At 35.7% G+C, this 15,963-nt stretch carries 12 protein-coding genes; 4 read left to right on the forward strand and 8 right to left on the reverse strand.

Annotated features, from left to right (window positions below):
• The first annotated feature begins 79 nt into the window (after positions 1 to 79).
• From ACT9TX_RS04430 to ACT9TX_RS04445, 4 genes are all read left to right on the forward strand, one after another.
• Positions 80 to 970, forward strand: a complete 891-nt coding sequence (locus ACT9TX_RS04430) for a trehalase family glycosidase (protein ID WP_481337009.1) — start codon at positions 80 to 82, stop codon at positions 968 to 970.
• Between the two features lie 274 nt (positions 971 to 1,244).
• Positions 1,245 to 3,722, forward strand: coding sequence for a PIG-L family deacetylase (locus tag ACT9TX_RS04435; RefSeq protein ID WP_481337011.1), 2,478 nt, complete (start codon positions 1,245 to 1,247; stop codon positions 3,720 to 3,722).
• A gap of 6 nt (positions 3,723 to 3,728) precedes the next feature.
• Complete coding sequence (locus ACT9TX_RS04440; RefSeq protein ID WP_481337012.1) at positions 3,729 to 3,878, forward strand: hypothetical protein; 150 nt, start codon at positions 3,729 to 3,731, stop codon at positions 3,876 to 3,878.
• Positions 3,879 to 4,012: 134 nt separating this feature from the next.
• On the forward strand, positions 4,013 to 5,740 hold the full coding sequence (locus ACT9TX_RS04445) for a sodium:solute symporter family protein (protein ID WP_481337013.1): 1,728 nt from the start codon (positions 4,013 to 4,015) through the stop codon (positions 5,738 to 5,740).
• A 77-nt stretch (positions 5,741 to 5,817) separates the two neighbouring features.
• Here the strand turns inward: ACT9TX_RS04445 and ACT9TX_RS04450 are convergent, their stop codons facing one another.
• The 8 genes from ACT9TX_RS04450 to ACT9TX_RS04485 form a co-directional block, all read right to left on the reverse strand.
• Positions 5,818 to 7,791 carry a KUP/HAK/KT family potassium transporter gene (locus tag ACT9TX_RS04450; protein WP_481337014.1) on the reverse strand — a complete coding sequence of 658 codons (1,974 nt, stop codon included), beginning with the start codon at positions 7,789 to 7,791 and terminating at the stop codon, positions 5,818 to 5,820.
• Between the two features lie 264 nt (positions 7,792 to 8,055).
• Positions 8,056 to 8,484 carry a hypothetical protein gene (locus tag ACT9TX_RS04455; protein WP_481337015.1) on the reverse strand — a complete coding sequence of 143 codons (429 nt, stop codon included), beginning with the start codon at positions 8,482 to 8,484 and terminating at the stop codon, positions 8,056 to 8,058.
• A 76-nt stretch (positions 8,485 to 8,560) separates the two neighbouring features.
• Positions 8,561 to 10,099 (reverse strand): ArnT family glycosyltransferase, encoded by a 1,539-nt coding sequence (locus ACT9TX_RS04460; protein WP_481337016.1) that lies wholly within the window; start codon positions 10,097 to 10,099, stop codon positions 8,561 to 8,563.
• Between the two features lie 20 nt (positions 10,100 to 10,119).
• On the reverse strand, positions 10,120 to 12,075 hold the full coding sequence (locus tag ACT9TX_RS04465) for a protein-disulfide reductase DsbD family protein (RefSeq protein ID WP_481337017.1): 1,956 nt from the start codon (positions 12,073 to 12,075) through the stop codon (positions 10,120 to 10,122).
• A 45-nt stretch (positions 12,076 to 12,120) separates the two neighbouring features.
• Entirely contained in the window at positions 12,121 to 12,570 is a 450-nt protein-coding gene (locus ACT9TX_RS04470) for a protein-disulfide reductase DsbD domain-containing protein (protein ID WP_481337018.1), read from the reverse strand.
• A gap of 19 nt (positions 12,571 to 12,589) precedes the next feature.
• Positions 12,590 to 13,246, reverse strand: a complete 657-nt coding sequence (purQ, locus tag ACT9TX_RS04475; RefSeq protein WP_481337019.1) for a phosphoribosylformylglycinamidine synthase subunit PurQ — start codon at positions 13,244 to 13,246, stop codon at positions 12,590 to 12,592.
• A gap of 66 nt (positions 13,247 to 13,312) precedes the next feature.
• Entirely contained in the window at positions 13,313 to 14,296 is a 984-nt protein-coding gene (locus tag ACT9TX_RS04480) for a DUF6427 family protein (RefSeq protein ID WP_481337020.1), read from the reverse strand.
• 25 nt (positions 14,297 to 14,321) lie between these two features.
• The gene (locus ACT9TX_RS04485; protein WP_481337021.1) at positions 14,322 to 15,848 is read right to left on the reverse strand and encodes a hypothetical protein; all 1,527 of its coding nucleotides are present in this window, start codon (positions 15,846 to 15,848) and stop codon (positions 14,322 to 14,324) included.
• Between the last annotated feature and the right edge of the window lie 115 nt (positions 15,849 to 15,963).

Here is a 15,963-nt window from a genome sequence, read left to right on the forward strand (position 1 = left end):
GCTTCCCCCTGAAAATAGCATTATTCCTGTTTGCTTTACAGCTAAAGAAAATTAACTAGCAACTTGAGTTAATTATTGGATGGACAAAACCGCCAATACCAAACATGCCGTAACTATGCCTAATAGCAGCGTTTTAAACCGCTATTACGATGCTGACAACGCACCAAGACAAGAGAGCTACAAAGAAGATTATACTCTAGCGAATATTGAAGCAGAAAAAGCATCTGTAGCTACCGTAAAAAAAGTATTTGCACAAAAAAGTAAAGACCTACGCAGTGGTGCCGAAAGTGGTTGGGATTTTAGTACACGATGGTTTGCAGATGGCAAAAACATCAACACCATACAAACCACTAATTTAATTCCTGTTGACTTAAACGGCTTGTTGTACCAGTTAGAATTAACACTGGCTAAATGCTACCAATTAGCTGGCAATGCTGCCCAAGCAAAAACCTTTGAACGAGTAGCTGCCAAACGCAAGCAAGCCATTAACAAATATTGCTACAATGCACAGCGCAATTGGTATTTTGACTATAACATTGCCACCAAGCAACAAAGCACTATCATGACTGCAGCAGGCATTAGTCCTTTGTTTTTTAATTTGGCAGATAAAGCAGCAGCACAAGGCATAGCAAATACTTTAAAAGCCAACTTTTTAAAACCCGGTGGTATGGTTACTACGTTAACCACATCTGGTCAGCAATGGGATGCGCCAAATGGTTGGGCACCTTTGCAATGGATAGCGGTAAAAGGCTTAAAAAATTATCAGCAAACAGCACTTGCCAAAGACCTTGCACAGCGTTGGGTAGCCCTTAACATAAAAGTGTATAAAGAAACTGGCAAGCTGATGGAAAAATACAACGTGGTGAACATTAATTTACCCGCAGGCGGTGGTGAATATGCTGGCCAAGATGGCTTCGGCTGGACCAACGGTGTACTACTTAAAATGATGACTGTTTACAACCTAAAGTAAACTTGTCATGCTGAGGTACGAAGCATCTAACTCAAACGGCTGAAGCAATGCTTCAGCCGTTTGTCTGTTTATTGAATAACTTAATAGAACTACTAAAGATGATGATATAAAAAAGAAAAAAGCACTGTTGAAAATATTTCACTAGCAAACTAGATTGTAAAATGAAAGTGCGAGAAACAATGGCTATAAAGTATGGATATTGGCTTTTCCGTGTATAACAAATGTTGTTTGGTTTTGTAACACTATCTTCGTTAGCACCTATTTTATTACTATAATGATGAAGAAAATAATTTGCAGTTTATTTTTATTATCGGCTACTATTAACTGTGTACTAGCACAAACACCACCTACCTATAATAGTGCTAATATATTGATGCAGCTAAAGAAATTGCAAGTACTTGGTAGTGTATTATATATAGCAGCCCATCCTGACGATGAGAATAATGGCTTACTACCATTTTTTGCCAAAGAGAAATTGTACAGAACTGCTTACTTAAGCCTGACACGTGGCGATGGCGGCCAAAACTTGATAGGTAGTGAACAAGGTGTAGAACTTGGGATGATTAGAACACAGGAATTGATTGCTGCAAGGCGAATTGATGGTGCAGAGCAATATTTTAGTACAGCTTATGAATTTGGCTTTAGTAAAAACCCGCAGGAAGCATTGCGCATTTGGAACAAGGACAAAATACTTAGTGATGTGGTTTGGGTGATTCGTAAATACCAACCAGATGTGATTATTAAACGTTTTCCTGGTGATGCAAGGGCTGGTCATGGGCATCATTCTGCCTCGGCATTACTAGCAGATGAAGCATTTAAAGCAGCGGCTGACCCAACGAAATTTCCTGAGCAATTTAAATATGGTGTAACACCTTGGCAAGCAAAACGCATACTTTGGAACACTTTTAACTTTGGCAGTACCAATACTACAAGTGAAGAACAATTAAAAATTGATGTTGGTGGCTATAATAATTTATTAGGCAAAAGTTATGGAGAACTAGGTGGCGAAGCAAGAAGTATGCATAAAAGCCAAGGTGAAGGTAGACCAAGAAGACGCGGACAAATATTTGAATACTTCACAACCACTGGCGGTACTGCACCCAAAGCCGATTTAATGGATGATATAGATATTAGCTGGCACAGAATTGCTGGTGGCGATGCAATATCAGCAAAAATTCAAGACATTATTGCTACTTATAACATAGAAAAGCCCGAATTAAGTGTAAAGCCATTGGTGCAAGTATATCAAGCGATTAAATTATTACCTGAGAATAATTGGCGTAATAAAAAACTGCAAGAAGTACAAGACATTATAGAAGCTTGCAGCGGTTTGTACGTAGAAGCAACCACCACGCAAAACAGTGTTGCACAAGGTGATGTACTAAAACTTACTAGTTTTTTAAATAAGCGAAACAATGCCAATGTTGTACTTCAAAAAATAAGTACAAAAGGTATAGACACAAGCTTAAACTTAACTGTAGGCGTAAATGTAAATGTGCAATTAAACAGTAGCATTACTGTACCTGCTAATCAAAAAATATCGCAACCATATTGGTTAGAATATCCGCAACTACAAGGCAGTTTTGATGTAAGAGATCAAACGCAAATAGGTAAAGCTGAAAACGACGCGGCTTTTGAGGTAGCCTTTAAAGTAATAATAGAAGGTGTACTATTTACTATTAAACGACCTGTGATGTTCAAGGTTGTAGACCCTGCCAAAGGTGAGTTATATCAACCTGTAGTGATATTGCCAAAAATGGAATTAAATTATGTGAAAGAAAATTTTGTATCGCTTAATGGTAAGCCTGTAGCTACGCAAATACATTTTAAAAGCAACGTAAAAGACAGCACGTTATATCGCATTCAGCAGAATTACTCAACCAACTGGAAATACAGCGCTTCTACCATTACCTACGGCACTTTTAATAACGTTGAAAACTATTGGGCAGGCACATTTACCCCGAACATAAAAACTAGCAATACAACCGAAGTAGCTAATCTAAGCACTAATGATGGTACATACGATGGCTATACCAAAACGATTAGTTACGACCATATACCTACCATTACTTATTTTCCAAAAGCCAAAACCAATTTGGTTAATGTAGATATAAAAATTATTGGCAAAAAAATAGGCTACATTATAGGTGCAGGCGATAAAGTAGCAGAAGCATTGGTACAAATGGGTTACGAGGTCAATTTCTTAAACGAGAATGACTTAACTGACGCTAATCTAAAACAATACGATGCTATTGTAACAGGTGTAAGGGCTTATAACTTGTACGAGTATTTAACCAATAAATACGATGTGTTAATGACCTATATGAAAAATGGTGGCAACTTGATTGTTCAATATGCAAAGAGTAATACAGTAGGCAACAAAACTATTAAAATGGGGCCTTATCCTTTTATTGTAAATGCTGGTTCTAGAGTAACTGAAGAAGACGCAAAAGTGAACTACTTGTTACCAAATCATGCATTACTTAACTATCCAAATAAGATTATAGATTCAGACTTTGATGGCTGGATTCAAGAAAGAAGTACTTACCAAGCAGAACAAGTAGATAGCCACTACGAAGCCTTAATTGGTATGAATGATACAGGCGAGAAACAAGGTAATGGCAGCTTAATTACTACCAAGTTTGGCAAAGGCAATTTTACTTACGTAAGCTTAGTCTTGTTTAGGCAATTACCTGCTGGTGTACCTGGTGCTTACCGCTTAATGGCTAATTTAATTGCACAAGAAAAATAAAAACTTATGCAACAGCGAAAAGGCATTAGTGCGTTTATGCTAATACTAATAGCAGTAGTTATTGGTATTTTTATAAAAAATGTAAAAATTGGATTGATTATAGGCTTATCGCTTGGGCTACTAATGAGTGGATTACTTGGTAGTAGAAGGAAATAAACATCAACTAAAAATCTTAAACTGTACATGTCTCACATACCACTATTTAAATCTTGGCAGCAATGGTATGTATTTACTATTGTAGTGCTAGTAGCAATTATTGGTTTCTTTATTTGGTTTACAAACTATTTTGCATGAGTCAATTAGATTGGATAGTTCTAACTGTTACACTTGCAAGCATTATAGGTTATGGCTTGTACAAAAGTCGTACATCTAAAAACTTAGAAGGCTATTTTTTAAGCAACAGAAGTATGCCTTGGTATTTGGTGCTACTTAGCATTATGGGTACACAAGCAAGTGCCATTACATTTTTATCTGCACCGGGCCAAGCATTTACCGATGGTATGCGCTTTGTACAATATTACTTTGGCTTACCAATAGCCATGGTTATTTTATGCATCACTTTTGTACCATTATTTAGCAAACTAAAAGTATTTACTGCATACGAATATTTAGAGCAGCGCTTCGATATTAAAACAAGAGTATTCACCTCATCGCTATTTTTAATTTCTCGTGGTTTATCTACTGGTATTAGCATTTACGCACCATCAATTATCATTTCTTCGTTACTTGGTTGGGATATTTTTTGGACCAATATTGTAATGGGTGGCTTATTGATTATCTACACTGTAAGCGGTGGTGCAAGGGCTGTTGCTTATACGCAGCAATTGCAAATGGCCATTATATTTATAGGCATGTTTGCAGCAGGCTATTACATTGTACATTATTTACCAAATGGTATTGGCTTTAAAGAAGCCTTAAAAGTAAGTAGTGCCAATGGTAAGCTAAATGTAATAACCACGGGCATTTCGGCAAAAGGCTTTGACTTTAAAGACCGATACAATATTATTAGTGGCGTAATTGGTGGCTTCTTTTTAGCCCTATCTTATTTTGGTACCGATCAAAGCCAAGTGGGTAGATATTTAACGGCAAAAGATAATACCGAAAGTAAACTTGGCTTACTGATGAATGGTCTTGTAAAAGTGCCTATGCAGTTTTTTATTTTATTGATTGGTGCACTTTTATTTACATTCTATCAGTTTAATACCGCACCCATCTTTTTCAACAAATCAGTTGATGAAAAAGCAAAGCAAACTAGCTACAAAGCAGAGTTAGCAACCATTGAACAACAATTTACCAAAGCACAACAGCAGCAGCAAGCACTTACAGCAAGGTATGTAGCTAGTAATGGCATAACTGTAAAAGATAGTTTGCAACAAGCAGGCAAGCAACTTAACAGTTTACAAAAGCAATACAAAACGGCATTAAAAAAAGCGCTACCAACATCTGACACGAATGATACCAACTATGTGTTTCTGCGTTTTGTAGTTGATTATTTACCCAAAGGCTTGGTAGGTTTGTTAATAGCTATCATTTTTATTGCTTCTTGGGGGTCAATTGCAGCAGCTTTAAATGCACTTGCAAGCTGCACAGTTATTGACTTTCACTTGCGTTTTAGAAAACAAAATACCTACGATGCTAATGATGTGGCGCAGTGCGAAAGCGATTATAAAACCTCTAAATACTATACACTTGGTTGGGGTATTTTCTGCATTATTACAGCAGAACTATCTACAGGTATTGGCAGTTTAATTGAAGCTGTAAATGTGTTGGGTTCATTATTTTATGGTGTTATTCTAGGTATTTTTCTGGTAGCTTTTTACCTAAAAAAAGTACAAAGTAATGCAGTGTTTTATGCAGCCATTTTAGGGGAGCTAATTGTAATTGCCCTTTTTATTTTAGACAAATACGATGTGATAGGCCTTGGCTTTTTATGGCTAAATGTAGCAGGCGCATTAGCTGTGGTGGCATTGAGCCTTTTGTTACAGCCTTTTTTACAGAAACGAATACCAAACCAATAAAACCAATAGTATAACCGTATAAAAAAAGCAAAGCAACTTAAGTTACTTCGCTTTTTATTTTCCATTAATGTATCTCATTAATGATGGTCAATTCTTGTAAGCTTAAAGCTTGGTATGTTTGACACAATCAATGGGAATTTTTCTACTGTAACATTACTTGGGTCTAAACCAAAGCCACGTTCTTCGCTTAAGCTAATTTCTTTTAGCCAGAAGTACAATTTCATAATAATACGCTCAAAGAATGGCAACTCATTATCTTGGCTTAAGAATTTTTCGAGTACAATAATTTGGAAATCGCCTACGACATTATTTCTTTCTAGGCTAGTATAACGGCTTGTAATATTTACTTCTTTATTAGATACCAAGTTTTGAACGACTTGTTTCAACATTAGCGTGATTTTTTGCTCTACCCTAAAACCTAGTCTAAATTCAATACGAATCACTTCATCTTTTACAATGTGGTCTACACTGTATTCGCAAGTATAAGGGTCATCCAATACATCAACGTGTACAAACCAATACACATTAGCACGTTTAGGCTTTCTATTTAAAATTGAATAGATGATTTTATGCTCAATCTCTTTAGGATTGTTAGCACTTGTCATGTACACCAAGTGTGTGGCATAAGTAGGAATACTTGTATCCTCGCTTAGTTCTTTCAACATTGGTATATAATGCTGCAAGCGTACAAACTCAACGTAGCGATTTTTAATTTTTCTACTTCTAAACCAAACATACATTACAGCGAACAATGCACCGCCAACTATTAGCGTTACATAACCACCATGAGGAAACTTCTCTAAATTGGCTATCAAGAAAGATACTTCAATGGTGAAATAAGTAGCGAGGTAAACGTATATCCAAATTGGTAACACACGGTGGCTTACCAAGAAATTAGCAAATAAAATAGACGTGCTAATCATACACATGGTAATAGCCAAGCCATAAGCTGCCTCCATGTTAGATGATTTTTGGAAAAATAAAACCACACCTACGCAACCAATAAACAACAACAAGTTAATACCAGGTATGTACACTTGACCTTTCTCATCAGTTGGATAAGAGATTTTCATTTTAGGCCAAAGGTTTAAACGCATGGCTTCTGAAATAAGCGTAAAAGAACCAGAAATTAAAGCCTGACTAGCAATAATGGCAGCCACTGTGGCAATAATAATGCCTACCAACTTAAACCACTGAGGCATAATACCATAAAATGGATTAAAGCCATTTTCTAAAAGCGCAGCAGGAATAATTTGGTCATGATAGGTAGCTAATAACCAAGCACCTTGACCAAGATAATTCAATATCAAGCAGGTTTTTACAAACATCCAGGAAATACGAATGTTGCCTTTACCACAATGCCCTAAATCGCTGTAAAGCGCTTCAGCACCAGTTGTACATAAAAACACAGCGCCTAAAATCCAGAAACCTTTAGGATATACAGTTAATAATTCTATAGCATAGTGTGGGCTTAATGCTTTGAAAATACCCAAGTCATCAAACAAATGACTACAACCAAGTACCGCTAGCATACCAAACCACACAATCATTATTGGACCAAACATTTTACCAATTGACGCAGTACCAAATTGTTGTAAAAAGAACAAAAAGCTAATAATGCCCAATACAATAAAAATGATTGATTGTGTAGTAATCTCATGCAAAGCTGGCAACTGGCGTAAACCTTCAACAGCTGATGTTACAGAAATAGGCGGCGTAATAATACCATCGGCCAATAGTGCCGCACCACCAATCATGGCTGGTATTACCAACCATTTTTTTCTTCGCCTTACTAAGGCGTATAAACTAAAAATACCGCCTTCGCCACGGTTATCCGCTTTCAAGGTCAGTATTACGTACTTTACAGTTGTTTGTAGTGTTAGCGTCCAAATGATACAAGATAACGAACCTAATATCAAGTCTTCCGAAATACGCCTACCGTTGATAATTGAGTTTAAAACGTAGAGGGGTGAAGTACCAATGTCGCCATAGATAATACCGAGTGCTATTACCAAACCGGCGGCAGAAACTTTGTTAATGTGCTTGCTCACAGTAAAAGATTTGCCTTATAAAAAGTCAAAAGTATTGTTAAATTCAATCCACCAAATTAAAAGTTGCTTAGAGAGACTCATTCAACGTGTAAAACGCTATTTTTTTTATACTTTTTTAATATTATTATGAGATTAAAGCGATCAAAACACGGATAAAACATATTTGTTTAACCCCTATCTATACCAAAAAGGCAACATCCAAGTTAAACTTTCAAATAAATCGCTCAAATTTTTAGAAAACCAATAAGAGTTTATCCGATTTCTTTACAATTTTTCATTCCAGTATGCTTCTTCTGCCAATAAAGTTTGCTTACGCAAAACAAGCTTTGAAGGAATATCTTTTGCAAAAATTACAATAGTGATAGTGATATTATACACTAATAAAATTAAAAATATCCAAGAAAAGATTAGCAACTGCAGCACAAAAATGGCTACAATCAGCAAAATCATATAGCCAAATAGTAACAAAGCGCTAATACAAACGCATAAAAAAGCAGCTGTAGATTTTCGTACTAACAATATAAAAGCCGTGATACTAAACAAAAAAATGGCCGTAACTACCAAAGTAATCCAATGGCCTGGCGAGATATATAGATTTTGAAATAAACAAGCAATAGCTAAAACCACACCTGCTACGCCTGCCACAGCGCAAAATTCCTCATCGGCTTTTGTAAGTTGTTTGGGTTGCTTCATTTCAATTGTATTATATTGCTAATATACAGTGCTACTTAAAACAAACCTCATCTTTATTAAAATATTAAACCAATTACTACTTAAGAATAGCTGCTGGCACTTGCTTACAGCCTTTTAATCTATACACATAAAAATACCGCACAGCTTTGCCACTGCGCATTTGGTTAATAACAACTGGCGATTCAATGGTGGTAAAATATTGACCGTAAGCTTCATTTACATTAAACGGTAAGTTTGATGGTACAATACAATAAGCCGCATCACCAATAGCAAGTGGCTGTCGTTCTTTATTCAACCAAGCAAATTTGTGTACATCTTGTAAACCGCCAATACCTAAAATCCTTAACCCAGTTATTTTGCTCGTATAAAATTCTAAATGCCCCGCAGGAAACCATTTACCCACAACAATAGGCGCATTTACAGGCATTTGTTTAGTAGCAATATCTTTTTGTACTAAGTCATTAAAGTTCTTGCTAAAATCTTTCCAGCCACTAATATCCAATGTGGGGCAAAATTCACCGTAATTCTCAGCATCTTGACTACCAAAATTTCTTGGTGCAATTTGTACCGCTAACACACCTACTAGCAAAACAAATGCAACCAAACCGCCAGCAATTTTTATAGCTAAAGGATATAGTTTCTGTGTGATAGTTTCTAAATAAATAGCAGCAAAAAAGTAAAGTGGTAAATAACCTGGGGCGCTCCAATGCGGTAATGTAGGGTTGAACAATGCAATGCCCCAAAACAGTGCAATCATAGGTACACTCATGCAAACCAACCATGCATTAGTAGTGGCTGTAAATAAGGTTTTGCGCTTAATACCTACAATTACAGAAGTAATAATGAGAATAAAAATGGCTGGGTTTTGGTAGGCAAATTCTCCCACAATTTCTTGTAGGAACATATCCCATTGCAGGCTAGTGTGCGTTACCCTTTCTGAGTGAAATTTATAGGTGATAAAGTCGTTAAGAATATTCCAATAAACTATTGGCAATAAGCAAAATAAGGTAATAACAACGGCAACATACAAGCGCCAATTTAGCAACCATTTAATACGTTTGATGAGTATAAATAAACCAAAACCAGCCCATAGATACAAGCCGTGTACTTTACACAAACAAGCCAAGCCAATAAGTAACCCAAGCCATAACCACAGTTTTGTTTGCGATTCTTTTTGCTGAAAAATAATTAGGCTCATAACGTACAAAGCTGCTGTGTACAAAGGCATTTGAGGGCTATCTGGTAAAATAAATAGCCCAGCAATAATACCTGCGTAAACAGAGCAATTGTAAATAAGTGCAGCATACCAACCAGTACGTTCTGTGCTAATAGTTTTGCCTATTAAAAACATAAACCAAGATGAAATAGCACAACCAAAAATAGCACCAAGCCTTAAGGAAACATCATTTGCCCAATACAGATTTAAAGAAGTTAAGCGAATCAAAAAACCAACCATTGGTGGATGATCGAAATGGTTACAATCTGGCTGCAAAGCGTAAGTCCAATAATACACTTCATCGTTACCAAGCTCAACAAAAAAGGCTACTATCACTTTAATGATGATAGTAGCCAGTAGTAAAATATAAAGTTGTCTTTTGTAGTTAATTGCCTGCATACAGCGCAAAGGTAAGCTGCCTAAGGTTGCTTATCAAAAGCTGCTTTTACAGCATCTAAATGATTGATAAACTTTTGTACATCAGAATCGTAACCATATTTCTTATCGCTTAATGCATTGCCTTTTAAGTCCAAAAACATATAAAGTGGCTGCGCATTTAAATTAAACTTCGTCACTTCGTAATCTAAATTTTTGTTGCCAACAGTTAGTACTTTTTCACCTTGCTTATTTATGTATTGTTCAGCCGTAGGCAATTCTGTACTTTCATCTACATATAAACTCACTAACACAAAATTCTCTTTGAAGCGCTTTAATACTTCTGGATTACTCCAAACCTCTTCCTCCATTTTTCTACAATTAGCACAAGAGTGACCTGTAAAATCTAGCATTAAAGGTTTACGTAAAATTTTTGCTGCTGCCATACCTTCTTCTAAGTCAAAGTAAGCAGTAAGGCCAAATGGTACATGTAATTTATCAGTGTACTTTTTAGGTGGGTTTACACCTACGTTTGTAGCCGTTGGTGCACTTGTAGAACTACCAACGGTATATTTTAAATTATCTAAATTAAAATCTTGTGTAGTTGCAGGTGGTATAAAACCAGATAATGGTTTTAAAGGTGCGCCCCACAAACCAGGTACCATGTATAATGCAAAGCTGAAAGCAGCAATTGCAAAGAATAAACGTGGTACACTGATGAATTTTAGATCGCTATCATGAGAAAACTTTAATTTACCCAATAAATACAAGCCCATTAACACAAACACAACAATCCAAATAACCAAAAACACATCTCTATTTAGCAAATGCCAATGGTATATTAAGTCTACATTAGATAAGAATTTCATTGCTAAAGCCAATTCTATAAAGCCAAATGTTACTTTAACTGAATTTAACCAACCACCACTTTTTGGTAGCGATTGTAGCATGGATGGAAAAAATGCAAACAAAGAGAATGGCAATGCCAAGCCTAAACCAAAACCAAACATACCAATGATTGGTGCAATGCTTACTCCTTTTGTACTTGTTTGTCCAAGTAATGTACCTACCAAAGGGCCCGTACAAGAGAATGACACAATTACCAATGTTAAGGCCATAAAAAAGATGCCTAAAATGCCGCCCTTGCCAGCTTGTTGATCCGCTTTATTTGCCCAACTATTTGGTAACGTTAACTCGAAAGCACCAAAGAATGATGCTGCAAACACGATGAAAATTGCAAAGAATAATAAGTTAGAAATAGCTGATGTAGAAATAACATACAATGCTTTATCGCCAAACACTAAAGTAATTAAAATAGTTGGTATAGTATAAATAGCGACAATAGACAACGAATAGATAACCGCATTTCTTACACCTGCCTGACGAGAGCCGCTACGCTTTAAAAAGAAACTAACAGTAACAGGAATTAACGGAAATACGCAAGGCGTAATAATGGCAAATAAACCCGTGGCAAAGCATAATAAAAACACACTCAGCAATGTTTCATCTTTTTGCGTAACATCAGCCTTAACAGATGCTGCTTCTATTTGCACAGAAAATTTCTCTTCTTCACTAGGAAATTCTTCGCCTTTTTTAAGTAGGGCTGCAAATGCACCTTTTAATGTAAATGCACTATCAACTTTCACATGTACCAAATAAGTAAATGATACACTATCGCTGTATAACTTGTAAACTGTGCTATCAGCTGATTTTACCAGTTGTAGTGTACCATTTTCAGTTACAGAATCTTTTACAATAGCCAATGGTTTAGCAGTTGTATCAAGCGTTAAGGCAGATACAAAAGCATCGTCAGCATTTGCTTTCTTGGTAGAAAATAGCTGAGAACCTTTACTAATTTTTGCTGCTACGGTTAGCTGAACGGTTGAGTCGTTAATAGCTTTGGCAGTAAAATTAAACTGCACAGGTTTTGCGTCCTGTGCAGTGCTTATTTTACATACAATCATTGCTATTGCTAGTAATAATACAATATGTCTTTTCATAAATTGTTATTCATTTTTTGTGATGACGTGCTTATTATACAATCATTACAACAATTTGATGTCAAATGTTTTTTTGGTTGGTGGTAAACATTGTTCATCATCACACACCATATATTCTACAGTACCACTTACATTGGTTTTTAAGCCAGCTTTTACTTTTACCAATTGTGTAAATACCACTTTGCCGCTGTAAAATAACACGTCAGTAGAGAAGTTTTTATCGTACACTTTTTCAAGCTTACCAGTTTCTACAACCTTACCGCTGATAGTTACCAATGGATTTTTTTTGAAAGTGATATTGGTAGGTACAGGCCCATTTTTACCCGTATTTTGAGAGTAAATATGCCAAGGTTTGTCAACCGTTGCTGTTAAAATAATTTCATAATCAGCGCCTTTCTTTTTAGCTTCAAATTTCCACGAAACAGGGTTCTGAACTTGTGCCTGTAAAGCCGAGAAACCAACTAATAATAATGCTGTAAATAATAACTTTTTCATGTACTAATTTTTATCTCAATTAATTTAAACCAAGAATTTCAAACACTCTTAGGCCATCTATATTACCTAATGTACGGTTAGTTGCTCTTTCAGGATGTGGCATCATACCAAACACATTACCTGCTTTATTACGTATGCCAGCAATATTCCTTACAGCACCATTAGGGTTTGCTTCTGAATTTATTTCACCACCTTCAGTACAATATCTAAATAACACTTGACCATTAGCTTCAAGTTCTTCAATAGTTGCATCATCTGCAAAATATCTGCCTTCACCATGTGCTATAGGTACTTTTAAAGCGTCAGTTGTGTGTTGTAAAAACACATTTTTACAAATAAATTGTTGGTTAGCATTTTGCAATAACACACCTGGCAGCAAACCGCTTTCGCACAAAATTTGAAAGCCATTACACACACCTAACACTTTACCACCTTTATTGGCAAATTCAACCACAGCTTGCATCATAGGGCTAAAACGTGCAATAGCACCGCAGCGCAAATAATCACCATAACTAAAACCACCTGGTAGTACAATACAATCATCGGTTGTAAACATACTCAAGTCGTTGTCTTTGTGCCAAAGCATTACAACTTCTTTACCAAGGTCTTGTTCTAATGCATCTTGCATATCTCTATCGCAGTTAGAACCAGGAAAAACGACTACGCCAAATTTCATATACTAAATATTATTGTGTACGGTAATAGACGCTGTAAAAGTAATTAGATACCAGTTAAGGCTATTCTAATTTTTAATAATTACCCAATTATTGTGAATAACGGCTGCAATTGCAAGAAAGAACAAAATATTGGGCCACCACATTTTTTTAGGATATACAAACGCATTAGATATTATAGCTGCAAATGGCACTATGCTTAAGGCCGTTGCAAACATACCTGCATCTTTAAAAATAAATGGCAGAGGAATCATTATTAATGCCATTACAATAATAACGCCCCAGTTTTTTCTAATTTGTATCACCATCCTGTTAGTATTGCCATTAAGCATAATAAAACCAGATAAAAGCATTACTGAGATAATACCAACATTTATCCAAAACCAAATATTTTTAGTGAACACTACTTTGGTAAAATGAATGCGAGGCACAAAGCTTTGCCACAAGGCTATTTTATCGTTTAAAAATAACAATGCACCAATAATATAAAATGGCATTAGCACACCAAGCAGTAATACAAGCCATTCGCTTAATACAAATGGACGTACGATAATTAAAGCAAATAATACGATAATAAGCAATAAGGCGGTAGAATGATAACATAAAACAGCCGCACCAACTATCAATCCCGTATTAAATAATAAACTTTTTGGTGAAGGATTGTTGTACAGCTTGGTTAATTGTATAAAGATCCAAATAACAAAACTATTGGCAATTAAGGCAGGTGTAATACTAGCCCATTCTGGAAAAATACCCGTCAGCAACACATAACTCATGGCTGTTGTAAAGCCTGTTTGCGAAAACATCCGGTATTCGTTTAGCAAAATATTTAAACGAATAGCCTGAAGTAGTACAATGGCAATGTACAATAGGCTGATAATAGTAGGCTGTAATTGCTTAATGTATTTTATAAGTACAAAAGAAATAACGCCGCTATCTTGCATTGCAGGCACTGTGGGCGCACCAATAAACAAATGACTGTGTACTGCAAAACACAATAATATCAAGCAAAATACACTTACAAACGACTTGTCTTTAAATAAAAAAACCACTATTACCTACTGTTTTAAAAATGGGTTACATATCTATTTTAGCAAAGCAAATGTAGTTTCTATATTGGCATGGAATAATAATCTGTTTGCTACCTGTTTGTTTTGCTTGTTTTGGCATAAAATCGTAACCTCTATCAAGATTTTTTAGAGTAGGTGCTCTTGTAACTTGCCCTTCTGGGTTAATACTTTGGTCGGTCAAAAGCATTTGTCTTTTTTCTTGTGAGTTAAATAGAAAATGTATTTCGCCACCTGTATTCATAATGCCATAGCCGATGAAGTTATCTGAATTATCATCGTACTGCGATTTTCTAATCACATTCGACCAATCCATTTTACCAGTTGGGTCTACAGACAACACAGCAATATTATCGGCATAATAGCGCACCACATTATTTAAAGAATTGTAGCGATTCCAAGGGTAATTATAAAAGCCAAAAGGTGTGGTATTGTAGTAATAATAGTTGTTAAATCCACTGTTAAATGGTGAGCCAAAATAATCCCAACGGTTATTAGTACCACCTCTTGAAGAAGTATAAACGCTTTCAGCAGCGATGATAAAACCGCCATCTTTTCTCATGATGATATTATGCAAAAAATAGTCGTTAAATGCCATTTTTACGCCCCCATCACTTTTTGCTTCACCTCTTAGTTCATCGCTAAAAGTGATGCTTGTGTTTAGTAATTCTTTACGAGCAATTTTATCGTACAAAAAGCAATACAAACCATCAATATTGCCGCGTCTTTGTTTACTACCGAAAGATGTTACCAAATAGTGCTTATTTACATTGTCTACTTTTACTCTTATATCGTCTAAATACAAGCCTTTTATACGTAAATCTGTTTGCTGTATAGAGTCGCTTGTGGCTGTTTTTTGTAGTAAAGTAACTTTATTAATATTGTCGTTTTGAGCTGTGCCAGATGTTTTCATAAATACCAAATCACCATCATTATCTAGTTGAAATTCGCCTACTACATCATTGCGCTCTGGCATTGCAATAGCGTTTGTTGCTTTTTTAATCAATGCTAAGTCTTTGGTAAACAAAGAAGTTGTGAGGTAATGTACTTTTTCATTTTTGCTATTTACTTTAAGCACCATCAACTTTTGCTTATCATCGCTATTAAGTACAGTATATATTTTATTAGAAGCACTATAGTTTACCTCCGTAGTATCTAACTGAATTGGCTCACCTATTTTCTGTGCTTTAGCATCTAGTTTTACTGCCATGCAATACACAATATTGCGCTTTTGGTATTGGTAAAACATGTAGTAAAATCCTGGATATTGTAAAAAGTCGGCGTTAAAAATGCGCTCTGGCAAAAAGTCAAGTTTTACTTTTTCCATTTGCTTCATGTCGTTATCAAACAAGCAAATGAAGTTCTGGTCACGGTAGTTTTTATACACGTGAAAAGTACCGCTCATTTTACCCATTACTTCAAAATTCATATCACGTGCATCATCACGGTCAGGCTCAGAATAAGCTATTAACTGTGCATGAGCTTTGAAACTTATTATTAATCCTATGGCAAAAAGTACTGCAACAATTTTTTTCATGGCTTAGTGTTTTAACGATGCATCTAAGTATACAATATGTGCATCAATAGGTTAAAAATAAGGGATGTAAAATGAAATAAATAGCAGCAAAGCGTTAAAATACATTTGCTGCCAT

This window comes from Parasediminibacterium sp. HNIBRBA5674 (assembly GCF_056745525.1).

Excerpts from the sequence above, each read along its gene's own strand:
- ACT9TX_RS04485 (WP_481337021.1), bottom strand. The coding sequence starts at position 15,848 with ATGAAAAAAATTGTTGCAGTACTTTTTGCCATAGGATTAATAATAAGT.
- ACT9TX_RS04440 (WP_481337012.1), top strand. The coding sequence starts at position 3,729 with ATGCAACAGCGAAAAGGCATTAGTGCGTTTATGCTAATACTAATAGCA.
- ACT9TX_RS04445 (WP_481337013.1), top strand. The coding sequence starts at position 4,013 with ATGAGTCAATTAGATTGGATAGTTCTAACTGTTACACTTGCAAGCATT.
- purQ (WP_481337019.1), bottom strand. The coding sequence starts at position 13,246 with ATGAAATTTGGCGTAGTCGTTTTTCCTGGTTCTAACTGCGATAGAGAT.
- ACT9TX_RS04470 (WP_481337018.1), bottom strand. The coding sequence starts at position 12,570 with ATGAAAAAGTTATTATTTACAGCATTATTATTAGTTGGTTTCTCGGCT.
- ACT9TX_RS04455 (WP_481337015.1), bottom strand. The coding sequence starts at position 8,484 with ATGAAGCAACCCAAACAACTTACAAAAGCCGATGAGGAATTTTGCGCT.
- ACT9TX_RS04435 (WP_481337011.1), top strand. The coding sequence starts at position 1,245 with ATGATGAAGAAAATAATTTGCAGTTTATTTTTATTATCGGCTACTATT.
- ACT9TX_RS04430 (WP_481337009.1), top strand. The coding sequence starts at position 80 with ATGGACAAAACCGCCAATACCAAACATGCCGTAACTATGCCTAATAGC.
- ACT9TX_RS04465 (WP_481337017.1), bottom strand. The coding sequence starts at position 12,075 with ATGAAAAGACATATTGTATTATTACTAGCAATAGCAATGATTGTATGT.
- ACT9TX_RS04460 (WP_481337016.1), bottom strand. The coding sequence starts at position 10,099 with ATGCAGGCAATTAACTACAAAAGACAACTTTATATTTTACTACTGGCT.